Below are 24043 nucleotides of genomic sequence, written 5' to 3' on the forward strand. Positions count from 1 at the left end.
AAGAGACAAAAAGCAGCGTTTCGCTTAGAAGCGGTAGGTCAACTGCGCCCCGAAGCCATGGGCTTCGTTTTTGTAGTCGGCAGTGTAGGTGGACACTATAGGACTGTTAATCTCCTCACGCTCTTGATCAACCTTCGTGCTACGCTCGGTCAGGTAAGAGTAAGCAAAATCGACTGTTAGGTTATCAACCGGTGTCCAGCCAGCACCAACGGAGAAGATGCGACGATCATCGGAGGGAATTCGCGCGCTGCGAAACTCATCACTAGTAGGGGTTTTATCAATCGTAAGCCCTGCTCTTAATGCTAACTGTTTATTAAGCTGGTATTCACCGCCAACAGCGAAAGCCCACGCATTTGAATAGTCTTGCTCCTCGAAGGTGATGGGATCACCACTGGGATTGTTAGGATCGGCAACTCGGATTTCATTAAATCGATCCCAACGTGTCCAGGAGGCACCTGCCATTAGCTTAAGGTTATCCGTCATTTGTTGCGTGATAGAAAAATTGACTGTTTCAGGAGTAGTCAGATCTAGCTCGGCATCACTCTGCCTAACCTCTGTCCCTGCAGGAACGGGGCCTGGGATGCCCGGTAAGCCAGGTAAGTCATTAGTCGTTGTTGCACTGAAATCACCTGATAGCGTGTAGCTAACCTTAGACCGATATGTTAGGCCCAGCGTGGTTTCTGGCACAGGCTGAAAAATCACCCCCAAGTTATACCCCCAACCAGCATCATCGCCTTCGACTCTAGCATCTAAATCGCTAGCTGGATTAGCGGTGGTAGGCACTTGCCGATGCAACTCCCCCTCAATCTGGTTATAGGTAATACCCGCACCTACCGACCACTGATCATTAAAGCGATAAGACACAGTGGGCTGAGCACTCATCACTGTCAATTCAGTGTAATTACCCAGGTTCCTACCAACAAAGTTTTCCTCATAGTCGGTCTCAGAACCGAAAGGCGCATATACACCAAATCCAAATGCTAGGCGCTCAGTAACCGGATGAGCATAGAATGCAAAGGGAATTAGCTTTCCAGGCACGATATCCCCATCAGCACTCCCATCAGGGTGAACCGGCGTTCCATTTCGGGTAGCGCTAGCATTATCGATATCTGTTTTGACATTCAAAAACGTCCCACCTGCAGAAATTTGCGCGCGATCTAAAAACGACATACCCGCCGGGTTGCCGTACACAATGGTCGCATCTTCCACATTGGAACTACGCCCGGCGTGACCGTAACCCTGACCGCTAACGCTTTGTTCATTGACCTGATAACCGCCGGCGTGCGCTTGGCTGGCGAAGGCGGCTGCGGTAACAGCTGCCACTAAAGTGAGCTTTTTAAAGTTGTTATGCATAGAGAACCTCGTTCTTCCCGATAATCCGGCGGCATTTACTGCTATCGACCGCCCATTTGTTTTTACATGACTGTTTTCTCGCACACTGGCGTTTGGTTCAAGGGCAAACGATCGTTTTATTTCATTTAAGCCTTATACATTAGTCGCACAGTCGTTTTAAATCAGCGTTTTACTGTTTTTCTAAATTTCTGCCACGCCGCCTTGACCTATGGGTAACCCAAAGGTTTTACACTGATCGACATAAAATCAGTCAGCAACAGGGGCAGCTGATGAAAGTGAACGACATTGCCAAACAGGCAAACGTGACCGGGGAAACCGTGCGTCACTACGTGCGCGAAGGGTTACTTTCGCCTGAGCGCCACCCGGATAACGGCTACCAGATTTTTAATCAGCGTGATCTGGAGCGCCTACGCTTTATTCAGCGGGCGCGAAAGCTCGGGTTTAGCGTGGCGGAAATCCGCGACATTCTCGCCCATGCCGACCACGGCGACTCGCCCTGCCCACTGGTACGCGACCTGCTCGCCCACCGGCTGCCGCAAGTGCGCGCGCAGATCACCGAGCTGGAAGCGCTGGCATCACGTATGGAGCAGGCGCTAGAGAGCTGGCAGGACATGCCCGACGCCGCCCCCGACGGCCATAGCCTGTGCCGCTTGATCGAAAGTTTTCCTGAGTGCTGCCCTGATACCAAGGAGCCACAATGAGCCAACACACCCTGACGCGCACGGTGCCCGGCATGAACTGCCAGGGCTGCGTCAAACGCATGCGCGAATCGATTCAACAACAAGACAGCCAAGCGGACGTGACCGGCACGCCAGCGGAAAAACGCTTGGACGTCACTACCGCACTTAACGAGGCAGAACTCGATCAAGCGCTTATTGATGCCGGCTACCCACCCGGCGAGCGAGCGGATGACGGCGCAACAACCGACGCTAAAGGCGACGACGCAGAAAGCGATGCGCAAGAGAAACCTTCAAACAGCGAAAACGCCAACAGCGAGGCGCGCAGCAGCGGCCAGCAGTTCCGCCTCGCCATCAGCGGCATGACCTGCGCTAGCTGTGTAAAAAGCGTGCAAAAAGCGCTGGAACGCACGGATGGCGTTGACACCGCCAGCGTTAACTTCGGCACCCACACCGCGCAGGTGTTTGGCCGTGCCGACGAGCAAGCGCTGATCGACGCGGTAGATTCGGTTGGCTACGGAGCCGAGCCGATTTTCGACATGCGCGAAGCCGAGAAGACCCGCGGCGAACAGGAAGCCCGCGAGTACAAGCGGCGGCTAAAAGGCGGCATCTATTCGTTGGCGCTCGCCATTCCGTTAATGCTCAGCATGTTTGTCTACCACCCGCACCCGGAGGGCACCGGTCGGCTCTTCTGGCTGGCCATTGGGCTTTTGACGCTGGCCATCATGGCGTTCCCTGGCCGCCACTTCTTCGTGAACGCGTGGAAAAATTTCAAACACCATCAGGCTAATATGGACACGCTGGTGGCCATGGGCACCGGTACTGCCTGGGTCTATTCCATGGTGGTCGTGGTATTTGCCCCCTGGCTACCCGAAGTAGCGCTTGGGATTTACTTTGAAGCTTCCGCCATGGTGATCGGCCTGATTCTTTTAGGTAACGCCATGGAGCTCAAAGCGCGCGGACGCACCAGCGACGCACTCAAACGCCTGTTAGATTTACAAAGCCGCACCGCGCGGGTGATTCGCAACGGCAAGGAAGAAGAGATAGGGATTGACGCCGTGCGCGAAGACGACCAAATTCGCGTGCGCCCCGGCGAGCGCTTGCCGGTAGATGGCGAGGTTATCGAAGGCGCAAGCCATATTGATGAATCCATGCTCACCGGCGAACCCGTGCCGGTGAAAAAAGGCGAAGGTGACGAAGTCAGCGCCGGTACCGTCAATGGCAAAGGTGGGCTGGTTTATCGCGCGACCCGCGTGGGCGCCGATACCCGTCTTGGCCAAATTACCGAGCAGGTCGCCAGCGCCCAGAACTCGCGCCCTCCGATTGGCGAGCTGGCGGATAAAGTTTCCAGCATCTTTGTGCCCTCGGTGATGATCATTGCCGTGCTGACGGCGCTGGCGTGGTTTAACTTCGGCGCCGAGCCGCAAATCATTCACATGCTGGTCACCGCCACCGCCGTGCTGATTATCGCTTGCCCTTGCGCGCTCGGCTTAGCAACGCCGATCTCCACCATGATTGGGGTGGGCAAGGCCGCCGAACACGGCGTGCTGGTGAGAAGTGGCGAAGCGCTGCAAACCGCGAGCAAGCTCACAACGCTGGTGGTGGACAAAACCGGCACGCTCACAGAAGGCAAGCCTCGCGTGACTGAAGCGGAGGTTTTAAGCGGCGACGAAAGCCGCGCGCTTGGATGGGTAGCCGCATTGGAGCGTGGCTCCGAGCACCCGCTAGCCGCAGCGCTGATGACCCACGCCGAAGATGCCGATGCCAAGCCTGCCGAGATTCGCGACTTTGACACCGTCACCGGTGGCGGCGTCAAAGCGCAAACCGACGGCGACAAACCGCTGCTGCTTGGCAACGCACGCTTGCTGGAAGAAGCGGGGGTTGATCTCAGTGCTGGCCAAGCGAAAGCCCGCGAGTTGGAAGAGAAGGCGCGTACCATTGTGTATCTCGCGGTGGACGGTGAGCTTATCGCGCTGTTTGGCATCAGCGACCCGCTGCGTTCGGACACCATCGATGCCATCAAACGCCTGCAGGCCGATAACATCAAAGTGGTAATGCTCACCGGCGATAACGAGCACACCGCTGGTGCGATTGCCCGCGAGGTAGGCATCGACGAATTCCGCGCGGGGCTTTTGCCAGAAGATAAACACGCTGAAATCGAACGGTTGCAAGATAAAGGCGAGATCGTCGGAATGGTCGGCGATGGCATCAACGATGCCCCGGCGCTTGCGCGTGCCAATGTCGGTTTCGCCATCGGCCAAGGCACCGATGTCGCCATTGAGAGCGCCGGCATGACGCTGATGCGTGGCTCGCTTCACGGGGTGGCCGATGCCATCGAAATCAGCCAAGCGACGCTCTCCAACATCAAGCAGAACCTGGTCGGTGCCTTTGGCTACAACGTGCTGTGCATCCCCATCGCCGCCGGGGTGCTCTACTCCGTCACCGGCATGTTGCTCTCACCCATGATTGCAGGGGCGGCGATGTCGCTCTCCTCTATCACTGTGGTCAGCAACGCCAACCGTCTACGTCTCTGGCAAGCCAGTGGAAACGCATCCAAAGGAGATACCGCATGAGTTTACTGGTCAATCTTGCAGGTCTGGGCCTGATCGCCGCTATTGTATGGTGGTTCTGGCTGCATAAATCTTACTGAGTCAACGCGTTAAATCGATCTAAGCTTTGACGGACAGCACTCTTTTTACAAATTCAAAAATGTCACCCATAATGACGCAAATATACGCTTCTTAAGGCGACTAAAATGAGTCTTGAAATAAAGAGTGCTGTGGATCGTGAAGGGTTTATCATCGCTGATGCTCTCCTTGACGAACTGCATATCACCAAGCGCGAGTTCGCGCACGCGATTGGGCTAAGCCACAGCGCCATCATCCGCAAAGATCGCTTACATGCCGTTTCCACGCAGCAACGTCTTCGCCAAACGATGGAAATCCTCAAACGTATTGAACCCTGGGCGGGGTCGATAAGTGGTGCATGGTCGTGGTACCGCACCTACCCCATCGCACCGCTGGGTGATTTCACCGCAGAAGAGTTGGTCAGCCATGGGCGGGCGGATGATGTCCGCGCCTACCTTTCTCACATCGCCGAGGGAGGCTATGCGTGAGCCTGCTGGAACTTGGGTTTCAATACAGAGGGCTCGTCTATCGCGGCCATAACCCACGATGGCAGCACGCTCCCACGTCAGGAGAAGGGGCTGCACGCAACGGAGGCCGCTGGAACACTGTTGGCCTGCCCGCGCTTTATACCAGCGAGCGTTTTGAAACAGCTTGGCTTGAGGCCCAACAAGGCTTTCCCTTCAAAACTCAGCCGCTGACGCTTTGCAGCTATGAGGTTGATTGCGGCCCAATTTTAGATCTGTGTGACCCAGTTATCCAAGCGCGCGTGCGCCCGCACCCAGAGGCCTGGATGCAGGAAGCGTGGTTAGATAAAAAGATAAGGCGTGAACCCGTTATCGCCTGGGAAATCGCTGAGCGCTTGGTCGATATGGGATTCGCTGGCATTCGTGTGCCATCGCAGGCGAAGAGCGCAACCACTCGAGATGTGAATATCGTTTTCTGGCAGTGGTCGCGCCACGTGCCTACTAAGGTCTGCGTTATAGACGATGAAAACCGCTTGTCCGAGGCACCCAAATAGACGGTTGAAAAGGAAAAGCGCCCCTTTCGAAATAAGCAACGGCCTGTCAGCTAACCCCGATATAGCGCCCTGGCTTATGGTTCAGGGCGATAATCAGGTTTAGCGTGAGGGCACCCAATACCGAGTAGCCAACGCGATCCAGCGGCAGCTGGGTAAGCGCGACGAGCAAAATCAAACCGTCGATACCCAGCTGTACGTAGCCTGCCCGCAGGCCGTGCTTTTCTTGCAGATAAAGTGCCAGAATGTTGATACCGCCAAGGCTCGTGCGGTGGCGAAACAGCATCAGCATGCCGATGCCCATTAACGCTCCGCCCATCAGCGCGGCATAAAGGGACGGCACCTCGGCAAACTGCACCCAGCCCTGGGTGAGTTCTGAGAAAAGCGATACCAAGCCAATGGCGGCAAAAGTGCGCAACGTAAAGCTCCAGCCCATGCGCTTAATCGCCAGGTAATAAAACGGCAGGTTGATAGCAAAAAACCAAACGCCAAAGCCGCCACCGATTATGTAGTTTATCAGCAGCGCCATCCCCGCGGTGCTGCCGGTAAGCAGTACCGAATGGGTATAAAACGTTACCCCTAGGGTGACAAATAGCGTGCCAAGCAGCATCGCCATCACATCCTCATAGGGTTTATGAGGATCTTTGGGTAGGTCTTCCATGCGCATGACGTATTGTCCTTAGAGTTAATTGTTTACGCTAACGTTTTTTACGCTACAGGGCTGGCGTGCTCGACCATCAGCTGCAGTGAATCGCGACCACGCCAGCGGTTGCGATTAAGCTTATAAGCACAGTGCAACGTATCGCCCACGCTAAACGAAGGTAACTCGCCTGGCGTGAGGGCGCGAAACCAGATCGCCTTGCAGGTGACTGGCCCCATGGAAAGCTCCAGCATCAAATGCGTGCCGTCAGCCCCTACCGGACGCAGCGCCTCGACGATAAAGCGGCCTTCAAACAGCGGTGGATCAAACTCGCGCCCGTAAGGGCCCAATGCTTCAATCTCGCTGAGCGTGCCAAGCGTTAACTGCGCGGTGGATAACTCACCGTCGGTCCAGAGCCGCGGGTAAAGCGGCGTGTCACCGAGCTGCTCGCTCACGGCTTGCAAAAACGCCGCTTTAAACGCATCCAACTGCTCGCGAGGCACACCAACACCCGCCGCGCCACTGTGGCCACCAAAGCGCGGCAGCGCCTCAGGGGCGAGCTCATAAGTGCGCTGTAGCGCATCGCGCAGGTGCAGGCCGTCAATTGAGCGGCCGGAGCCGGTGAGCATCCCCGGTTGCGCCGCTTGCGTCAGTACCAGCGCCGGGCGCCCGTAGGCTTGCACCAGCCGCGAGGCGACGATGCCTTGTACGCCAGGGTGGCCATCTTCGAGCAGCACTACCACGGCAGGCGCATTAGCGGCCAGTTCATCGGCGGCAAACGCCCGGGCTTCTTCGGCCATGTCGGCTTCAATCGCCTTGCGCGACTGATTGTCGTCATCCAGCACGTTGAGCTGCCGCGTTGCTACCCCGTCGCTTTCGGCGAGCATAAAATGCAGCGCCGCATAGGGATCGTCTAACCGCGAGCGAGCGTTGATTCGCGGCCCCATCTGAAACGCTAAGGTTTCGGCGTTAAACGGCACGCTATCTTGCCCGAGCCGCGCGGCCATCGCGCGCCAGCACGCGGCGTCCATACGGTTAATCAGCGTAAGTCCGTGGCTGACCACTGCGCGGTTGGCGGGGCTACCCCCCAGCGATACGCAGTCCGCCACGGTGCCTAGCGCCACATACGAGAGCCACGGCGAGAGCTTAGGGGTAGCCTTCGACAAGGCGCCCCACTCGATCAGCACGCTGCGCGCAAGCGACATTAAAAGCCACGCCACCATGCAGCCGGCGATGGTTTTGTCTGGATAGGCGCAATCGTCGCGCGTGGGGTTCACACAGGCGAAGGCCGATGCCGGCGGGCCTTCCAGCGGCAAGGCGTGGTGATCGCTCACTACCACGTCGATGCCGGCGGCTTTCATCCGCGCAATGCGCGGCTCGTCAGAGCTTCCGCAGTCGGCGGTGATTACAAGCGTTGGCTCAGGTTTTAGGGCGAGCGTACGCTCAACCAGCGGCAGGCTGATACCGTAGCCATCGTGAATACGGTGACCAATCAAACTGTGCAGCTTGCTTTCGGGCACGCCGAAAAGCTCGACCAAGGTGCGTCGAATCACCACGTGCGAGGTAATACCGTCGACGTCGTAATCGGTCAGAATGCCGATCGACTCGCCCTCGGACACCGCCTGGGCGATACGCTCGGCGGCTCGGCGGCCGTCTTTGAGTTTCTCAGGATGGGCAAGGTAGCGCAGGCTCGGCGACACCAGCGGGGCAAGCTCACCATGATACCCCGGCAGCCGCGAGGCAAGCAGGCGCGCCTGCAACTCGCTCAAACCTTCCGTTTGGGCACGCGCATAAACGGCCTCGTCACGGGGACGAGGCTCCAGGCGCGGCTGGGTGAGGCTAAGGGGTAGATCGGTCAGCGCGTTCATATCGCCCCGTTTAGCGCCGATGCTCGGCGACGTACTGCTGGACCGCGCTAAGATCAGACGGAAGCACCGTGTAGCGCTCTTCGCGTTCGAGCAGGTCATCCATGTGCGGAGGCAGCGACACACCGGGGAAGCCCGCTTTCACCACGGCCTCGGCGAATTTCGCCGGGTGCGCGGTCGCAAGCGTAATGACCGGCGTGGACTGATCGGCCCGGGCACGCTCGGCGGCGCGGTAACCGGTAGCGGTGTGCGGATCGAGGATTTCGCCGGTGCGGTGGTGGGCTTCGCGAATCACTTCCAGAATCGTTGCATCATCCACACTGTGGCTGGCAAATTTCTCGCGCAGCTTCGCCAGCGGCGCTTCGGCAAGCGCCGTGGGCTCTTGTTGGAAACGCTCCAGCAAGGCCGCTACCGCCGCCCCGTCGCGCTCGTAGGCGTCAAAAAGCAGACGCTCGAAGTTGGACGAAACGACGATATCCATCGATGGCGCCAAGGTGGCGGCCAGCTCGTGCTTGGAGAAGTCGTTGGCCGCTAGCGTACGGTGGAGAATGTCGTTGGCATTGGTGGCGATGATGAACTGCTTCACCGGCAGGCCCATTTTATAAGCCATAAAGCCAGCAAAGACGTTGCCAAAATTCGCCGATGGCACGCAGAAACTCACCTCACGGCGCGGCGCGCCCAAGGCGACGCCTGCCGCCACGTAGTAAACGATTTGGGCCATGATCCGCGCCCAGTTGATCGAGTTCACTGCCACCAAGCGCGTGCCTTTCAGGAAGTCTTGATTGGCGAAGCTCGCCTTCACCATCGCCTGGGCGTCATCGAAATTGCCTTCGATAGCGATATTGAAGACGTTATTGGCCAGTACCGTGGTCATCTGGCGGCGCTGCACTTCAGAGACGCGGTTATACGGGTGCAGGATAAAAATATCCAGATTATCGCAGTGACGACACCCTTCAATCGCCGCCGAGCCAGTATCGCCGGAAGTGGCGCCCATGATCACCGCACGTTCGCCGCGCTTTTTCAGGAAGTGATCAAGAATGCGCCCTAACAGCTGCAGCGCGACGTCTTTAAACGCCAATGTCGGGCCGTGGAACTGCTCCAACAAAAAGTGATTGGCGTCGAGCTGCTTAAGCGGCACCACGGCATCGTGGTTGAACGTGGCGTAGGCGTCATGCACAAGTTGGCGGAACGTCGCGTCGTCAATCTCGCCGTTCACGAACGGCTTCATCACGCGAAACGCGATCTCAGCGTAAGACAGCCCCGCCATCTCGGCAAGCTCATCATGCGAGAACGAAGGCAAGGTTTCCGGCACGTAAAGGCCACCGTCGCTCGCCATACCGGTGAGCACCACCTCTTCGAATGACAGCGCGGGCGCCTGCCCACGCGTGCTGATATAACGCATGGCGTTGTGCTCCTTTTTTTAATCGCCTTCGTTCAGGCTTTCGACGCGAATACGAGTCACGGGGCCGGCAATGTCCGCCATGGATTCAATTTCGCGAATCGCGTCGTTCATCTGTTTCTCTTTGGTGCGGTGCGTCATCAGAATGATCGGCACCAACTCGCCTTCGGTGGCTTCTTTCTGGATCAGCGCCTCAATCGAAATCCCCTGCTCGGAGAGAATTGTGGCCACGCGCGCCAGAACGCCGGGGCGATCCACCGCCAGCAGGCGCAGGTAGTAGGCCGTGGTGATCTCTTCCATCGGCATGATCGGTAGCGCGTTGGCGCTTTGGCCCACACCGCTGAAGGCCAGATACGGTACCCGGTAGTGGTGATCGGTGGCGATATCCCGTGCTACGTCCAACAAATCGGCGACTACGGCTGAAGCGGTGGGTTCCGCTCCGGCGCCAGCGCCGTAATAAAGCGTCGGACCTACGGCGTCGCCCATTACTTCAATGGCGTTTTTGACGCCGTGAACATTGGCGAGAAGGCGCTCTTTGGGAATCAGCGTCGGGTGAACGCGCAGCTCAAGCCCGGCTTCGGTGCGCTTGGAGATACCCAGGTGCTTGATGATATAGCCCAGGTTATCCGCCTGCTCGACGTCTTGAGCGGTAATCCGCGCAATGCCTTCTGTGAAGGCCTTATCGAACTGTAGCGGCACACCGTAAGCAATGGAGGCGAGAATGGTGAGCTTATGCGCGGCGTCGATTCCTTCCACATCAAACGTCGGGTCGGATTCGGCATAGCCAAGGGCTTGGGCTTCGGCCAGCACGTCTTCAAAGGCTCGGCCTTCGTCGCGCATGTGCGTCAGGATGTAGTTGCCCGTGCCGTTGATGATACCCGCCACCCATTCAATACGGTTGGCGCCTAGGCCCTCGCGCAGCGATTTGATCACCGGAATACCGCCGGCAACGGCCGCTTCAAACGCGACAATCACGCCTTTTTCGTGGGCGGCCTGGAAGATTTCATTACCATGCACCGCGATCAACGCTTTATTGGCGGTAACAACGTGCTTGCCGTTATCGATGGCGGTTAGCACCAGCTCACGGGCCGTATCGTAGCCGCCAATCAGCTCGACAACGACGTCGATATCAGGGTTACGCGCCACTTCAAACACGTCGGTGGTGGCTTTAATACCGGTGATGTCGCAATCAGGATGGATGCTGCGATGCGCCACCTGTTCAATCACAATGGGACGCCCCGCGCGGCGGGCGATATCGTCCGCGTTGCGTGTTAGCACATTAAAGGTACCGCCACCGACTGTACCTAATCCACAGATGCCTACTCTCACCGGTTTCAAAATAAATCCCCTCTCAGTATTCCATTCGAATGAATGTGTGTTGACGCGAAAGTGCCTGTCTCGACGTCAAAAATGGTTAATAAAACGTTATTTGGTCTGGTGGTGACTTATTCATCATCCAGGCCCAGCATGGCGGTCAAGCGCTCTGGCGGTACAAAGCCAGGCACCATTTCCCCATCCGGTAGAATAATCGCGGGCGTGCCTTGCACCCCCATTTCCAGCCCTAAATCGTACTGCGATGCTACCGGATTATCGCAGCTAGCGCTGCCCGAAAGCGCTTCACCTTGCTTCGCTGCCGTCATCGCTTCGCTGGGGTTATCGGCACACCAGACCTGTTGCATCACCCGGGCTGCTTCGCTTTGCATACCACCCCGTGGGAACGCCAAATAGTGAACGGCGATACCGCGCTCGTTGAGCTCTGGCACGGTTTCGTGCAGGCGCGAACAGTAAGGGCAGCTGGTGTCGGTAAAGACCGTTACCGTCGCTTTGGGCTTGTCTACACCGCGAAAGATGATTCGCTCGCTTTGGGGCACGGCACCAATGGCGGCAACACGCTCTTGGTTGCGTGCCTGTTCGGTGAGGTTCACAAGCCCGTTGTCACTGTTTTCGTACAGATCCCCCACCACAAAGTGACTACCGTCAGCGTTAGAGTAGAAGGATTCGCCACTGGTCAGGCGCACCTGATAAATGCCGTCTAGCGGTGTGGCAGTCACTTCTTCCACCGGCATGGCCTGGCCATTAACGCTTAAGGAGTCGGTTAACTGCTCAGGCACACTCTGCGCTATCGCCGTAACAGGCAACAGCGTAGCAGCCAGGGCCAGGGTAAACATTGAGTATCGACGCATCGTCCGCTTAACCTCGTGGGTGATGGTGTGCGTGCAGGCTCTCTAATCGGGCCTGCGCCACATGAGTATAAATTTGAGTAGTGGAAAGATCGCTATGACCTAACAGCAACTGTACGACCCGCAGATTAGCGCCATGATTCAATAAATGCGTGGCAAAAGCGTGGCGCAGCGTGTGTGGCGAAAGCGGTTTGGTAATCCCCGCCGCCATCGCATGCGCCTTGATGCGGTGCCAAAACGTCTGCCGCGTCATGGATTTATCGCTGCGCCCTGGAAACAGCGCCGGGCGCATCGGGTCCGTCATCATCTCATTACGCGCGGTGCGTAAGTAGCACTCAAGCCAATCCGTCGCTTCATCTCCAAGCGGCACCAGGCGGTCTTTATCGCCCTTGCCGCGCACGCGCACCACCCCTTGCTTTAAGTTGAGCGCATCAAGCGTTAAGCCTACAAGCTCAGAGACACGCAGGCCACAAGCGTATAAAAGCTCCAGCATGGCGCGGTCCCGCACGCCAATGGCGGTGGCGGTGTCGGGCGCGGCAAGCAAACGCTCAACCTCGTCTTCATCGAGCGTATGGGGCAATCCCGGCTGCACACGAGGTAACTTGATGGTCGCCAGCGGGTCACGCTCAACGTCGCCATTCAAACGCGCCCAACGGTAGAAACTGCGCAAACTGGAGAGTAACCGCGCGTTGCTACGCAGCTGATACCCCTGTGCCCGCCGCTCGTCAAACCAGGCGATTAGCACGCCATCCGGCGGCGCGGTCAACTCACCGCCTTGCTCTGCCAAGTACGCGCACCAAACGCTCAAATCGCGCCGGTAGGCCGCTAGCGTATGCTCACTGGCGCCACGCTCAAGCCAAAGGCTGTCCAGGAAGGCGTCAATGAGGTCCATAGGCAAGCGGTCTCACAAATTGTATGTCGCGATGGCAAACAAACAAAACCCCGCCCCGCAAAGCGGTGACGGGGTTTTGGCATCCAGACGTGCCGCACAGCGGCAGCGTCTGTGGCAAAGTCTGGCTTACGCCAGCTTTTCCTTGATACGCGCCGACTTACCGCTGCGCTCACGCAGATAGTAGAGCTTGGCCTGACGTACATCACCGCGACGCTTGACGTCAATCGAGTCAACCAGCGGGCTGTAGGTTTGGAAGGTACGCTCAACACCCACGCCATGGGAAATTTTACGCACGGTGAACGCCGAGTTGAGGCCACGGTTACGCTTGCCGATGACGACACCTTCAAAAGCCTGCAGACGCTCGCGGTTACCTTCCTTCACTTTGACCTGGACGACAATGGTGTCGCCGGGGGCAAAGGCAGGAATTTCCTTGCTCATTTGCTCGGCTTCAAGTGCCTGGATCACCTTGTTTTTACTGCTCATCATTTCACTCCTAAATAACTTAGTGGCTTAACCGCTCAGTTGTGGAAGGCGGAAGCCGTGATCCCGGCGCTCAAAGCGAGCCACGCGGGAGTCGTTATGGGTGACGCAGGTACGCGGCTTTGCATAACGTTACTCGCCTTCGCCCTGCACCGCCGCTCTGGCCTACCGGGTAGTCAGAGCGTATTCCTCGATGAACTCATCCAACAGCTTACGCTGCTCGGGGCTCAGCGTTCGCCCTTCAAGTAGATCAGGACGCCGCTGCCACGTGCGGCCCAGCGATTGCTTCAATCGCCAGCGTCGGATCGCTGCGTGGTTGCCACTTAGCAGGATATCCGGCACTTGCCGCCCATCAATCACTTCCGGGCGCGTGTAATGCGGACAATCCAACAAGCCGTCATTAAATGAGTCCTCGATGGCGGAATCCTGGTGCCCTAGCACACCGGGAACCAGCCTTGCCGCCGCGTCAATTAGCACCATCGCCGGCAGCTCACCGCCGCTCAGCACATAGTCGCCAATCGACCACTCTTCATCAATGTCATGTTCGACCACACGCTCGTCGATGCCTTCGTAGCGTCCGGCCACCACCACGAGCGGGCTTTCGCTAGCCAGTGCTTGTACGCCCTGCTGATCTAACTTGCGCCCCTGAGGCGAGAGATAGATCACTTTCGGCGTTTTACCGGTTGCCTCAACGGCACGCTTGCGGGCATCCGCAATCGCACTGCGCAGTGTGTCGACTTTCATCAACATGCCGGGGCCGCCGCCGTAGGGGCGATCATCGACACTGCGATGGCGGTCGGTGGCGTAATCGCGCGGATTCCAAAACTCTAACGCTATACGGTCTCGTTCCACCGCTCGACCGGTCACGCCATGACGGGTCAAGGCGTCAAACATTTCGGGAAACAGCGATACCACCCCGATCCACATAGCGGGTGTTTCGCTTGACCCTTGCTTGTTTAACGCAAGAGGCTCCGTCAAAACGCCGGATCCCAATCCACCACCATACGCTGCGCCTCTAAGTCCACGTCGACGATGACATCGCCGGGGAGAAACGGCAGCAAGCGCTCGCGCTTGTCGATGGCTTCATTATCGCCACGCACCACCATGACATCGTTGGCGCCGGTTTCGAACAGGTAATTGACCCGCCCTAGCCGTTCGCCGGCCTGAGTCAAGACGGCCAAGCCTTCAAGCTCATGCCAATAATACTCATCGTCGGAAAGCGCTGGCAGCGCCTCTTTGGGCATCAGGATATCCGCATTCGCCAACGTTTCTGCCGCGTCGCGGTCATCCACGCCCTCGAGCTGGACTACCAAACCTTTGCCTTGCCGACGCCCCTGAGTCACGGTATAGCACGTCAGATTGTCATCTTTACGCACCCACCATTCGGGGTAATCAAAAATACTGTCAATGGGGCTCGTGTAGGCATACACCTTAAGCCAGCCTTTCACCCCATGAGGGCTAGTCAACTTACCGAGCACCACATGCGTGTCGTCTAAGTGATGTGTTGCAAAACGCGTCATTGACGACCTCGGTTCGACAGCATTGGCCATAAGACTAGACAGACTTAGGCTTGCTTACGTGCTTCTTTAACCAGCTCAGCAACGCGGCCAGAAAGCTGCGCGCCGTGGTTCTGCCAGTGAACAACGCGGTCGAGATCAACACGCAGACGCTCTTCTTGACCACGGGCTACCGGGTTGAAAAAGCCAATGCGCTCGATGAAACGACCGTCGCGAGCATTGCGCGAGTCAGTCACGGTCAGGTGGTAAAAGGGACGCTTCTTGGCGCCACCACGTGCCAAACGAATGGTAACCATACGATAACTATCCTTCGGTTGAGGTTACAAGAGAGCCAAACCCTTTACGGTTAAGCCTCTATCGACGATACAAAATCGTGTTTTTAAGCCCCTCATAACGCAAACAGCAGCGCCACACTGACGCACTCCCTACGCATGAAGAGGCCGCATTCTACGCAAATGCGCCCAATTTGGAAAGCCTAGGCGTACGAAAACTGCCCGCTTGGCCGCGACGCTCTGTCACGACGTTTTTGCCTTAGACAGGGCAGTGCAATAACGCTAGCGACGGGGGAAACCACCAGGGCCGCCCATTCCTCCCATGCCGCCTGGGCCTCCGGGGCCGCCAGGCCCACCGCCGCCCATCATGCCGGACATACCGCGCATCATTTTTTGCATACCGCCTTTTTTGCCGGCTTTCTTCATCATTTTTTGCATCTGCTTATGCTGCTTGAGCAGGCGATTAAGATCCGGCACTTGCAAACCGGCACCGTTCGCGATGCGGCGCTTGCGCGAGCCATTGATGATGTCAGGCTTGTGGCGCTCTTTGGGCGTCATGGAATTAATCAGCGCTTCAAGCTTGGCTAACTCCTTCTCAGGGCCGGGGCCTTGCGCCATCTCGGCCATCTGCCCCATGCCCGGCATCTTGCCGAGCAAGCCACCCATACCACCCATCTTCTTGAGCTGCTGAAGCTGGTCGCGAAAATCTTCTAGGTCAAAGCCATCGCCTTTTTTGACCTTTTTGGCCAATTTTTCCGCTTTGGACTGATCGACGGTGCGCTCGGCTTCCTCAATCAGCGACAGCATGTCACCCATGCCGAGGATGCGCGACGCGACGCGGTCGGGATGAAAAGGCTCTAACGCATCAACCTTCTCGCCCATGCCCATAAACTTGATCGGTTTACCGGTGATATGGCGCACCGAGAGCGCCGCGCCGCCACGAGCGTCACCGTCGGCTTTGGTAAGAATCACCCCGGTCAGCGGCAGCGCTTCGTGGAACGCTTTGGCGGTATTGACCGCGTCTTGGCCGGTCATGGCGTCGACCACAAATAGCGTTTCGTCCGGCGTCAGGGCCTGATGCAGCGCTTGGATCTCGGCCATCATCGCTTCATCAATAGCCAAACGCCCCGCCGTATCGACCAGCACCACGTCATGGAACTGAATCTTGGCGTGCTTCATCGCGGCGTTGGCGATATCGACCGGCTTTTGGTCTGAGCGCGACGGGAAGAAATCGACCTCGACCTCTTTCGCCAAGGTCTCCAGCTGATCAATTGCCGCCGGACGATAGACGTCCGCTGACACGACCAACACTTTTTTCTTTTCGCGCTCGCGCAAATAGCGCGCCAGCTTCGCCACCGAGGTGGTTTTACCCGCGCCTTGCAGGCCTGCCATCAGCACGACGGCGGGGGTGCCTTTAAGGACGAGCCCCTCATTGGCCTCGCCCATGGTGACTTCCAGCTCTTGCTGGACAATCTTGACGAACTGCTGACCCGGCGACAGGCTTTTCGAGACTTCTTGGCCCACCGCACGCTCGCGCACACGCTCGATAAAGTCTTTCACTACCGGTAGCGCAACGTCCGCTTCCAAAAGCGCGCGCCGCACTTCACGCAGGGTGTCTTTGATATTATCGTCGGTCAGGCGCGCCTGACCCTTGATAGACTTCAGCGTCTGCGAAAGACGCTCGCTAAGATTCTGAAACATGGGGCCTCTCTGCCTCCGTCGTGGTCACAAGGCGCACGCGCCGCGGACATGAATGGGGGCGATTATACGCCCTGGCGCCGCGAGTCTCCATGGCTGGCTTGTTTACGCGCCCAAACAGACCGGCTATTGCGCCCTAAGCGTCTGTGCGCGGCGCTAAGGATTGGTTATAGTAGTGGCGTCTTTTCACGATACGTTCTCATTAACACGCTTAACAGCGTACGGATTGCATCATGCAGGCGCTCCCTTTCGCCACGATGGCTTTTATTCTCTATATCGCCGCTGGAACATGGCAGGGCATGACACTTTTGCGTCGCGTACCGCCCCGCCCGGGCATGGTGCGCATCATCGCGGCGTTAGGCCTACTGCTGCATATTCCCATGGTGGTCCAACTGCTAGGGCAAGCGCCCGGGCTTCTGCCTGGCTTCACCACGAGCGCGACGCTTTTCATGGCCGTTGCAGTCAACGTGGTGTTGGTTGCCAGCTTGTTCAAGCCGGTGCTAAACGCTGGCGTGATGCTCTTTCCTCTCGCCGGCATTGTACTCATTGTGGCGACGGGGCTGCCCAGCCAAGGCAGTGAAACCGGCTTAACCCCAGGTATTTTGCTTCACGCTATTAGCTCGGCCCTGGCTTTTGCTCTGCTCGCCATTGCCGCGGTTCAAGCCGTATTAGTAGGCCTGCAAAACCAAGCGTTGCGCCATCACCATATTCGCGGCATTGTGCAGTCGCTGCCGCCGCTAACCACCATGGAGCGGGTGCTGTTTGAACTCGTTTGGGCGGGCGTGCTGTTATTGACGCTCTCCATCGCCAGCGGTTTTATTTTTTTAGATAACCTGTTCGCCCAACACTTGGTGCATAAAACACTGCTTTCTATTATTGCATGGCTCGTGTTTACCACGTTATTAGTAGGCCGTTACCGCTTTGGCTGGCGTGGCATGCGCGCGGTCAAATGGACACTCGCTGGTTGCGGCTTTCTGTTACTGGCGTATTTTGGCAGCAAGTTTGTGCTTGAGATATTGCTACACCGCTAGGTGGGTCTAACGTGTCCCTCTGACTTTCGTTGCCTTGACACGCGCCAGCCTAACTTCTGAAAATCAAGCTCGATACGCAATAAAGGACGCCCAACTTGAGCGACGACTTCCCTCTGGGACTACTCTTTAGCCTGCTAGCGCTACTCATTTTACTGTCTGCATTTTTCTCAAGCTCTGAGACCGGCATGATGTCGATCAACCGCTATCGCCTGAGCCATCAGGCGAATAGCGGCGACACCCGGGCCAAACGCGTGCTGCATTTGTTAGCGCGTCCTGACCGCCTCATCGGCGTTATCTTAATTGGTAACAACTTTGTCAATAATCTAGCCGCGTCGATTGCGACCATTATTGCCATTCACTTTTTCGGTGAAGTGACAGGGCCTGCTATCGCCACCGCCCTGCTGACCATCACGATTTTGATTTTTGCCGAGGTGACGCCCAAAACCTACGCCGCCATCAAGCCAGAACGCATCGCCTACCCTGCTTCACGCATACTTCTCCCGCTATTAAAGTTGCTCTACCCGCTGGTATTTTTGGTCAACGTGATTTCCAACGGCTTGCTGCGCTTGGCAGGAGTGAAAAGCGTGGAAAATGGCGGCGACAGCTTGACCCGCGATGAGCTACGCACGGTGGTGCACGAAGCCGGCAGCATGATTCCTTATCGCCACCAAGCCATGCTCTTATCGATCCTTGATCTTGAGAACGTCACGGTGAACGACATTCTCGTGCCTCGCCAAGAAGTATTAGGCATCGACCTTGACGACTCGCTTGATGACATTTTGCAGCAAATCCGTACCAGTCAGCACACGCGGCTTCCGGTCTACAAAGGCGATATCAACAATATTATCGGCATGCTGCACCTGCGTAACGCCGCACGTTTTCTCTCGCGCCCTGAGGTCACCAAAGCCGCGATCGTCCAAGAGGCGCGCGAACCCTACTTCATTCCTGAATCTACGCCGCTGCACACACAGCTGCTCAATTTTCAAAAACAAAAGCGCCGCATTGGCATTGTCGTGGATGAGTATGGCGACGTTGAGGGGCTGGTGACGTTAGAGGATATCCTCGAAGAGATTGTGGGTGAATTCACGACCGATGTATCCGAGAACCAGGAGATTCACGCGCAGGAGGACGGCAGCCACATCATCGAAGGCACCGCCAATATCCGTGATATCAATAGGGTATTGGGCTGGCACTTACCCACCGACGGCCCCAAGACCCTAAACGGTTTGATTCTTGAGCACTTGGAGTCTTTCCCGGATGGCGCCGTATGTCTGCAGATCGGCACCACACGCATGGAAATTATCGAGATGCGTGACAATTTGATCACGTCGGCACGCTGTTGGCAGGCGGTACGTATCAGCCGACGTTAGCCACAGTGTCGGTAATTTTAGGGGCGCAAATCCTCTAGCGCAGCGGCTTTTAATACCCGCACCCGCGCCTCAAGGTAGCGGCGCAGGGCGACGTCCTGGGCCATACGTGGATCAACCGGCGGGCCGAAGTGTAAACTCACCCGAGCGCGAAAGCGCTTAGGCCACTTCGTTAGCGGCTGCCCGCCGTTTTTGGAGGTCCATGACCCCCAAAGCCCAGCAAGCCCCGCCGGCACCACCGGCACGGCATCTCGGGCAAGGATCGTCTCTAAGCCGCGGCGAAAAGTGTGAATATCTCCATCGGGGGACAGCTTGCCTTCGGGAAATACCATCACGATCTCGCCGTTTTTTAATGCCTGGCTCACCTCATCCAACGCGCGACGCAGTGAAGCGGGATTGCGCCGCTCTGAATCAATCGGAATCGCCCCGACCAGTTGAAACCACCACTTCAGCCACGGCGACTCAAAAATAGGCTGATCCATGACAAAGCGCACCGGCCGAGGGCTAGCCCCACCCAGCACCAACGCATCCATGTAACTTACGTGGTTGCAAACCATCAGCGCAGCCCCCGTTTTAGGCACATGATGGCATCCGTGCACCGTTAAGCGGTAACAGACTCGTATTACCAGCAAAATCACCCAGCGCAACCCATGGCGCACAAAGACAACCGGCCGCCTCACCCAGCGACTCCTCGGTGACGAAGCCCAGCCAGCACCGTACTTAAAAGCTGTTCTAAGAGTTCATCGACTTTCAGCTGCTGCCCCTGCCAATAGCCCAGCCGCTCATTCAAGCCTAATTGCACCAGCCCATGCACACTGCCCCACAGGGTGCGCCCCAGGCGCCGCGCTTCAAGGTCATCAAGTGCGGGCTGGTAGCGTTTCAGGCAGGTTTCGACCTGGGTGAACAGCGCTTCGATCAAGTCACTTTGGCGTTGATCGAGCTCCCCTTCCTGGGCGAGCGGGTAGTCAAACAGCAGCTGCCAGCGGTAGCACGCTTGCTCGGCGTATTGCCAGTAAGCGTGGGCCAGCGAACGCAGCCAAGGCTCAGGGTCATCCGCCGCTAACGTGGTGATGGTGTGCTCCAAGCGCGCCAGGGTTTCGACGTTGACGTACTGCAGCAGGTTGTTGAAGCTGCCATAGAGTTTCAGTAGCGTACTTGGCGCGCAGCCCACCTCGCGAGCAATGGCACGCAGAGATAAACCATGAACGGGCTTGTCCTCCAACCACGTATCACAGGCGTGCATTACCTGCGCGTGGAGGGCATCGGGCGCATGCTGTCGTGGACGGGCCATGGCGATCTCTTGGGTTTACCGCTAAAAGAGGGAAACCTTTCTGCGCTGTTGCGTCGAAAGGGAATACGTTAGGATACCCTATATCGAACACTGTTTTCGATACGATTTTGCCATGAATGTTGTATTGCACTCCATTCCCACGTTTATTTTGCCCCGCGTTTTTAATTCCTCACCTCTTGGGAGGCTCGTGTGACCGGACGCCTTTATGTTCGCGACAACGCCTTGCCTGACGCGCTCGCCATTAACGTCGCCCATTCCTTCGTGACATCGCCAAATTTAGCCCCTCGCCAGGGCGTGTCGACGATCCGCTGGGAACAAGGCGAACGCCGTCTTAACACACTCTTTTGGGGCCTGACACCGCCGTGGCTGGAGGTACTTGATCACGCGCCCCACTGCGCGCGCGCCGAAACGCTAGACGCACGCCCGATGTTTCGCGACGCGTTTCAATCGCGGCGCTGTCTCATCCCGGTAAACGGTTTTTACGTGTGGAAAATAAAGCCACGGGGCAAACAGCCCTATTTGATTACCCACGTGCAGCGCACGCCGCTCTTACTGGCGGGGCTTTGGTGCCGCTATCACACCACCCTCACCGAGTTTGCCGATTCCATGGCACTGATAACCGTGCCCGCCAACCTATGGCTTTCACCGCTCACAGACCGTTTACCCGCTCTTATTGCGCCTGACGACATGGATCAATGGCTCCATCCGGAAACCGACGTCGCAAAGGCAAAACAGCAATTAACCCCCGCACCGTTGGAACTGTTGGGCGCTTTTCCGGTATCAAAACATGTGAATAACCCCGCCTATCAGTCACCGGCTTGCGCACACCCTGTCGGCCCGATGCTGCAATGGGCTTCGCCCTAGGAGTCGTAAATGTTACGAGTTATTACGTTGAACCCATACCGTCCACTTGCCCGAACCCCGCTTGCGGTGGGTACGATGCTTTCGCTTAGCCTGGTCGGATTTCCTAGTGTTAGCGCCGATAGCGCTGAAGGCGTTAGCGAGGCCGTCACGCCCATCGTTAGCCCGTTTGATGAGCGCAGTTACCGCGTACTCACGCTGGAAAACGGGCTGCAGACCCTGCTGGTGAGTGCCCCCGACGCCGATAAGGCCGCCGCCTCCATGAACGTGCGGGTGGGCAGCGCACAAGACCCGGAAGACCTTCAGGGGTTGGCGCACTTTCTTGAACACATGCTGTTTCTCGGCACCAAGCCGTACCCAGAATCGGACGCCTACCAAAGCTATCTTTCGCGTAATGCCGGCTCGCACAACGCCTTTACTGCGCCACAAGATACCAACTACTTCTTTGATATCGAGCCATCCGCACTACCGGGTGCGCTCGACCGCTTTAGTGCGTTTTTCCTCTCGCCGCTGTTCAACGCTGAAAAACTCGAAAGCGAACGGAATATTGTCCACTCCGAGTACATGGCGCGCATCCGCGACGAAGGCCGGCGCGAAAACGACGTGGTGAATCAGGTCTTAAATGCGGACCACCCAATGACGAGCTTCTCCGTGGGTAGCCGCGAGACCCTGGCCGACCGGCCGGGAGGCGAGCCCACATTGCGCGAGCGCGTTATCGATTTTTATCATCAACATTACGACGCCAACGTGATGACGCTCGCCGTTGTCGCCCCACAGTCATTGGATACGCTGGAAACGTGGGTGGCCGAGCATTTTGCCGCCATCCCCAATCGTGGACTCGACGTACCACAGATTGGTACGCCACTCGTCGATGAACAGGCGCTACCACTCACCCTTGAGCGCGCGTCGCTGAAGGACAGCCGCCAGGTCCGTTTTCACTTCCCGATTCCGGACCCGATAGACGACTACACCCATCAACCCACCCAACTCCTGGCGCATTTGATCGGCGATGAAAGTGATGGCAGCGTGCTTGCCGTTCTGCGCGAGGCTGGCTTAGCCGATGGGCTCTCCGCTGGCGTTGGCCACCGCGATGGCGAACATGCGCTATTTAGCGTATCCATCAGTCTCACCCCGGATGGCGCCGAACACCTCGACGACATCGAAGCCACACTTTTTGCCGCCATCGATAACATTCGTAAGCAAGGCCTAGAGGAATGGCGTTACCAAGAGCAAGCTAACCTGCGTGAGCAGGCATTTCGCTTTCAGCAGCACGGCGCGCCACAGCAAGAAGCCACTGGGCTTGCGATGAACCTGTCTCGCTACCCGGTCGAAGACGTGCAGTATGCACCCTACCGCATGGATGGCTTTGACGCCGACATGCACCGTACCTACCTTAATAACCTGACGCCGGAGAACATGCTACGCGTTTACTCTGGCCCTGAGGTAGAAAGCGAGCACGTCTCGCCGTGGTTTAACACCCAGTGGCGCAAGGTAAACTCAACCTCAGACGGCACGCCGCTGGAAGGCCTAGCGCTACCTGGACCCAATCCGTTTATTGCCGAAGATTTAACCCTTCTTGAGGGCAGCGACGAAAAACCAAGCCCTTTGATTGAGGCGCCTACTTTCCGCGCTTGGCACATGCAAGAGGATCGCTTTAACACCCCCAAGGTGGAGTGGCGCGTTAGCCTGCAGCACCCCAGCACGAGCTATTCCGCTGAAGAGGCGGTATTAACAAGGCTATTGGCTCAGTGGCTCAACGATAGCTTGAACGAATCGCTCTACCCCGCTTGGCTTGCCGGGCAGTCGTTTAATTCCTATGCCCATTCGCGCGGCATCACGCTGGCGTTTTCCGGCTGGCGCGATGGCCAAACCCCGCTGATTGAGCGTACGCTGACGCAACTGGCAGAGGCGGACATCTCCGCCGGTGCGTTCGAGCGAATAAAATTCCAGCTGCAGCGAGGATGGCGTAACGCACCGGATGATTCGCTTATGCGTCAAGCGCAGCGCACACTCGGCGAGGCGCTCCTAACCCCGCAGTTTTCAAGCGAGGCGCTTTTAGCCGCGAGCGAGCGTTTGAAGCGCCACCACCTTGAAGACTTCCGCCGGCGCTTTTTAGACGCGCTGTATGTCGATGCCATGGCCGTCGGCAATGTGAGCGAGGCCCAAGCCAAACACCAGGCCGAGCTGATTCGCGGCCAACTGCGCCCGCGCTTAACGCCCGATAACATCACCCAATTGACACCGCTTAACGTCAGCGCGGATGCCCCGGTGCTGCACCCCAATAGCACACGAGACGAGTCGCTAGTTTTGCGCTACCTGCAGGGGGATGCCGCCACGCTTGAACAACAGGCGGCCGCCAGTGTGCTCGCGCAACGGCTGCAGACACCGTTCTACCAGCGCCTGCGCACCGAAGAGCAGCTAGGCTATATTGTCAATGCTGGCTACTCACCACTACTCGAAGCACCGGGCATAGCGCTTGTGGTGCAGTCACCGGATACACAAAGTGCCGTGATTGCCGAGCGCATGGACGCATTTCTACAGGATGCCGAAGTACGTTTGAGCGAGCTTGACGACGAGGCGCTAGCGCCCTATCGCCAGGCAGTTTATGAGCGCCTAACCCAGCGCGACACCCGACTGGAGGCACTGGCTAACCGCCACTGGCAGGCCACGGCATTGGATGAAGTAGCGTTCAATCGGCATGAACAGCGCGCCGATTTAGCCCTTGAGGTAAGTGCGGATGAACTGCGCGCCTTATGGAACTCGCTGCGCGAGGGGCAGCTCGATATCCGCTTTGACCCGGAAGATGAGAAAAGTGACGTGAAAGCCTACCGCGAGTCGCTTGAGGCTTTTGCGCGCTAATCGCTAGCAACTCAATTAC

22 protein-coding genes are annotated in these 24043 nt (G+C 57.4%); 8 read left to right on the top strand and 14 right to left on the bottom strand.

Annotated features, from left to right (window positions below; genetic code table 11):
• Nucleotides 1-24: 24 nt before the first annotated feature.
• Nucleotides 25-1353, bottom strand: coding sequence for an OmpP1/FadL family transporter (locus HZS81_RS07775; RefSeq protein ID WP_179929990.1), 1329 nt, complete (start codon nucleotides 1351-1353; stop codon nucleotides 25-27).
• Between the two features lie 269 nt (nucleotides 1354-1622).
• Here HZS81_RS07775 and HZS81_RS07780 point away from each other — a divergent pair, with 269 nt between their 5' ends.
• The 4 genes from HZS81_RS07780 (at nucleotide 1623) to HZS81_RS07795 (ending at nucleotide 5675) form a co-directional block, all read left to right on the top strand.
• Nucleotides 1623-2054, top strand: coding sequence for a MerR family transcriptional regulator (locus HZS81_RS07780; RefSeq protein ID WP_179929991.1), 432 nt, complete (start codon nucleotides 1623-1625; stop codon nucleotides 2052-2054).
• Nucleotides 2051-4603 (top strand): heavy metal translocating P-type ATPase, encoded by a 2553-nt coding sequence (locus HZS81_RS07785; protein WP_179929992.1) that lies wholly within the window; start codon nucleotides 2051-2053, stop codon nucleotides 4601-4603. Before HZS81_RS07780 ends, HZS81_RS07785 begins: the two co-directional genes overlap by 4 nt.
• A gap of 182 nt (nucleotides 4604-4785) precedes the next feature.
• Nucleotides 4786-5145, top strand: coding sequence for an XRE family transcriptional regulator (locus HZS81_RS07790; protein ID WP_179929993.1), 360 nt, complete (start codon nucleotides 4786-4788; stop codon nucleotides 5143-5145).
• Nucleotides 5142-5675: an RES domain-containing protein gene (locus HZS81_RS07795; protein WP_206679543.1), complete on the top strand. Its 534-nt coding sequence runs from the start codon at nucleotides 5142-5144 to the stop codon at nucleotides 5673-5675. The genes HZS81_RS07790 and HZS81_RS07795 overlap by 4 nt, the downstream gene beginning before the upstream one ends.
• Before the next feature lie 46 nt (nucleotides 5676-5721).
• Here HZS81_RS07795 and HZS81_RS07800 read toward each other — a convergent pair whose 3' ends face one another.
• The 11 genes from HZS81_RS07800 to ffh all read right to left on the bottom strand — a co-directional run bounded on the left by HZS81_RS07800 (nucleotide 5722) and on the right by ffh (nucleotide 16618).
• On the bottom strand, nucleotides 5722-6339 hold the full coding sequence (locus HZS81_RS07800; protein WP_179929994.1) for a YitT family protein: 618 nt from the start codon (nucleotides 6337-6339) through the stop codon (nucleotides 5722-5724).
• A 41-nt stretch (nucleotides 6340-6380) separates the two neighbouring features.
• The gene (locus HZS81_RS07805) at nucleotides 6381-8180 is read right to left on the bottom strand and encodes a single-stranded-DNA-specific exonuclease RecJ (RefSeq protein WP_179929995.1); all 1800 of its coding nucleotides are present in this window, start codon (nucleotides 8178-8180) and stop codon (nucleotides 6381-6383) included.
• Between the two features lie 10 nt (nucleotides 8181-8190).
• A complete protein-coding gene (thrC, locus tag HZS81_RS07810) occupies nucleotides 8191-9579 on the bottom strand; it encodes a threonine synthase (RefSeq protein ID WP_179929996.1) in 1389 nt (462 codons plus the stop codon).
• 18 nt (nucleotides 9580-9597) lie between these two features.
• Nucleotides 9598-10914, bottom strand: coding sequence for a homoserine dehydrogenase (locus HZS81_RS07815; protein ID WP_179929997.1), 1317 nt, complete (start codon nucleotides 10912-10914; stop codon nucleotides 9598-9600).
• Between the two features lie 107 nt (nucleotides 10915-11021).
• The gene (locus HZS81_RS07820) at nucleotides 11022-11759 is read right to left on the bottom strand and encodes a DsbC family protein (RefSeq protein ID WP_179929998.1); all 738 of its coding nucleotides are present in this window, start codon (nucleotides 11757-11759) and stop codon (nucleotides 11022-11024) included.
• A gap of 7 nt (nucleotides 11760-11766) precedes the next feature.
• Nucleotides 11767-12648 carry a site-specific tyrosine recombinase XerD gene (gene xerD, locus HZS81_RS07825; protein ID WP_179929999.1) on the bottom strand — a complete coding sequence of 294 codons (882 nt, stop codon included), beginning with the start codon at nucleotides 12646-12648 and terminating at the stop codon, nucleotides 11767-11769.
• 126 nt (nucleotides 12649-12774) lie between these two features.
• Complete coding sequence (gene rplS, locus HZS81_RS07830) at nucleotides 12775-13131, bottom strand: 50S ribosomal protein L19 (protein ID WP_179930056.1); 357 nt, start codon at nucleotides 13129-13131, stop codon at nucleotides 12775-12777.
• A 162-nt stretch (nucleotides 13132-13293) separates the two neighbouring features.
• Nucleotides 13294-14055, bottom strand: a complete 762-nt coding sequence (trmD, locus tag HZS81_RS07835; protein WP_179930057.1) for a tRNA (guanosine(37)-N1)-methyltransferase TrmD — start codon at nucleotides 14053-14055, stop codon at nucleotides 13294-13296.
• 47 nt (nucleotides 14056-14102) lie between these two features.
• Nucleotides 14103-14648, bottom strand: coding sequence for a ribosome maturation factor RimM (gene rimM / locus HZS81_RS07840; RefSeq protein WP_179930000.1), 546 nt, complete (start codon nucleotides 14646-14648; stop codon nucleotides 14103-14105).
• Between the two features lie 44 nt (nucleotides 14649-14692).
• The gene (gene rpsP, locus HZS81_RS07845) at nucleotides 14693-14941 is read right to left on the bottom strand and encodes a 30S ribosomal protein S16 (RefSeq protein WP_179930001.1); all 249 of its coding nucleotides are present in this window, start codon (nucleotides 14939-14941) and stop codon (nucleotides 14693-14695) included.
• A gap of 258 nt (nucleotides 14942-15199) precedes the next feature.
• Nucleotides 15200-16618: a signal recognition particle protein gene (ffh, locus tag HZS81_RS07850; protein ID WP_179930002.1), complete on the bottom strand. Its 1419-nt coding sequence runs from the start codon at nucleotides 16616-16618 to the stop codon at nucleotides 15200-15202.
• Nucleotides 16619-16848: 230 nt separating this feature from the next.
• On the opposite strand from ffh, the gene HZS81_RS07855 reads away from it, so the two are divergent.
• Both HZS81_RS07855 and HZS81_RS07860 read left to right on the top strand, forming a co-directional pair.
• Nucleotides 16849-17646, top strand: coding sequence for a cytochrome C assembly family protein (locus tag HZS81_RS07855; RefSeq protein ID WP_179930003.1), 798 nt, complete (start codon nucleotides 16849-16851; stop codon nucleotides 17644-17646).
• 95 nt (nucleotides 17647-17741) lie between these two features.
• Nucleotides 17742-19016 (top strand): HlyC/CorC family transporter, encoded by a 1275-nt coding sequence (locus HZS81_RS07860; protein WP_179930004.1) that lies wholly within the window; start codon nucleotides 17742-17744, stop codon nucleotides 19014-19016.
• Between the two features lie 17 nt (nucleotides 19017-19033).
• Here the strand turns inward: HZS81_RS07860 and HZS81_RS07865 are convergent, their stop codons facing one another.
• Both HZS81_RS07865 and HZS81_RS07870 read right to left on the bottom strand, forming a co-directional pair.
• Nucleotides 19034-19693: a 1-acyl-sn-glycerol-3-phosphate acyltransferase gene (locus HZS81_RS07865; RefSeq protein ID WP_179930005.1), complete on the bottom strand. Its 660-nt coding sequence runs from the start codon at nucleotides 19691-19693 to the stop codon at nucleotides 19034-19036.
• Complete coding sequence (locus tag HZS81_RS07870) at nucleotides 19690-20304, bottom strand: TetR/AcrR family transcriptional regulator (RefSeq protein WP_179930006.1); 615 nt, start codon at nucleotides 20302-20304, stop codon at nucleotides 19690-19692. Before HZS81_RS07870 ends, HZS81_RS07865 begins: the two co-directional genes overlap by 4 nt.
• Before the next feature lie 189 nt (nucleotides 20305-20493).
• On the opposite strand from HZS81_RS07870, the gene HZS81_RS07875 reads away from it, so the two are divergent.
• Nucleotides 20494-21168, top strand: coding sequence for an SOS response-associated peptidase family protein (locus HZS81_RS07875; RefSeq protein ID WP_179930007.1), 675 nt, complete (start codon nucleotides 20494-20496; stop codon nucleotides 21166-21168).
• A 9-nt stretch (nucleotides 21169-21177) separates the two neighbouring features.
• Entirely contained in the window at nucleotides 21178-24024 is a 2847-nt protein-coding gene (locus HZS81_RS07880; protein ID WP_179930008.1) for an insulinase family protein, read from the top strand.
• Nucleotides 24025-24043 lie beyond the last annotated feature (19 nt).

Origin of the sequence: Vreelandella salicampi (assembly GCF_013415105.1) — a bacterium.
In the GTDB taxonomy this organism is placed as follows: Bacteria; Pseudomonadota; Gammaproteobacteria; order Pseudomonadales; family Halomonadaceae; genus Vreelandella; species Vreelandella salicampi.

What these genes read in the sequence shown, in the direction of transcription:
- HZS81_RS07775 (WP_179929990.1), bottom strand. Translation starts at nt 1,353, where the DNA reads ATGCATAACAACTTTAAAAAGCTCACTTTAGTGGCAGCTGTTACCGCA.
- HZS81_RS07780 (WP_179929991.1), top strand. Translation starts at nt 1,623, where the DNA reads ATGAAAGTGAACGACATTGCCAAACAGGCAAACGTGACCGGGGAAACC.
- HZS81_RS07785 (WP_179929992.1), top strand. Translation starts at nt 2,051, where the DNA reads ATGAGCCAACACACCCTGACGCGCACGGTGCCCGGCATGAACTGCCAG.
- HZS81_RS07790 (WP_179929993.1), top strand. Translation starts at nt 4,786, where the DNA reads ATGAGTCTTGAAATAAAGAGTGCTGTGGATCGTGAAGGGTTTATCATC.
- HZS81_RS07800 (WP_179929994.1), bottom strand. Translation starts at nt 6,339, where the DNA reads ATGCGCATGGAAGACCTACCCAAAGATCCTCATAAACCCTATGAGGAT.
- HZS81_RS07805 (WP_179929995.1), bottom strand. Translation starts at nt 8,180, where the DNA reads ATGAACGCGCTGACCGATCTACCCCTTAGCCTCACCCAGCCGCGCCTG.
- thrC (WP_179929996.1), bottom strand. Translation starts at nt 9,579, where the DNA reads ATGCGTTATATCAGCACGCGTGGGCAGGCGCCCGCGCTGTCATTCGAA.
- HZS81_RS07820 (WP_179929998.1), bottom strand. Translation starts at nt 11,759, where the DNA reads ATGCGTCGATACTCAATGTTTACCCTGGCCCTGGCTGCTACGCTGTTG.
- xerD (WP_179929999.1), bottom strand. Translation starts at nt 12,648, where the DNA reads ATGGACCTCATTGACGCCTTCCTGGACAGCCTTTGGCTTGAGCGTGGC.
- rplS (WP_179930056.1), bottom strand. Translation starts at nt 13,131, where the DNA reads ATGAGCAGTAAAAACAAGGTGATCCAGGCACTTGAAGCCGAGCAAATG.
- trmD (WP_179930057.1), bottom strand. Translation starts at nt 14,055, where the DNA reads ATGTGGATCGGGGTGGTATCGCTGTTTCCCGAAATGTTTGACGCCTTG.
- rimM (WP_179930000.1), bottom strand. Translation starts at nt 14,648, where the DNA reads ATGACGCGTTTTGCAACACATCACTTAGACGACACGCATGTGGTGCTC.
- rpsP (WP_179930001.1), bottom strand. Translation starts at nt 14,941, where the DNA reads ATGGTTACCATTCGTTTGGCACGTGGTGGCGCCAAGAAGCGTCCCTTT.
- ffh (WP_179930002.1), bottom strand. Translation starts at nt 16,618, where the DNA reads ATGTTTCAGAATCTTAGCGAGCGTCTTTCGCAGACGCTGAAGTCTATC.
- HZS81_RS07855 (WP_179930003.1), top strand. Translation starts at nt 16,849, where the DNA reads ATGCAGGCGCTCCCTTTCGCCACGATGGCTTTTATTCTCTATATCGCC.
- HZS81_RS07870 (WP_179930006.1), bottom strand. Translation starts at nt 20,304, where the DNA reads ATGGCCCGTCCACGACAGCATGCGCCCGATGCCCTCCACGCGCAGGTA.
- HZS81_RS07880 (WP_179930008.1), top strand. Translation starts at nt 21,178, where the DNA reads ATGTTACGAGTTATTACGTTGAACCCATACCGTCCACTTGCCCGAACC.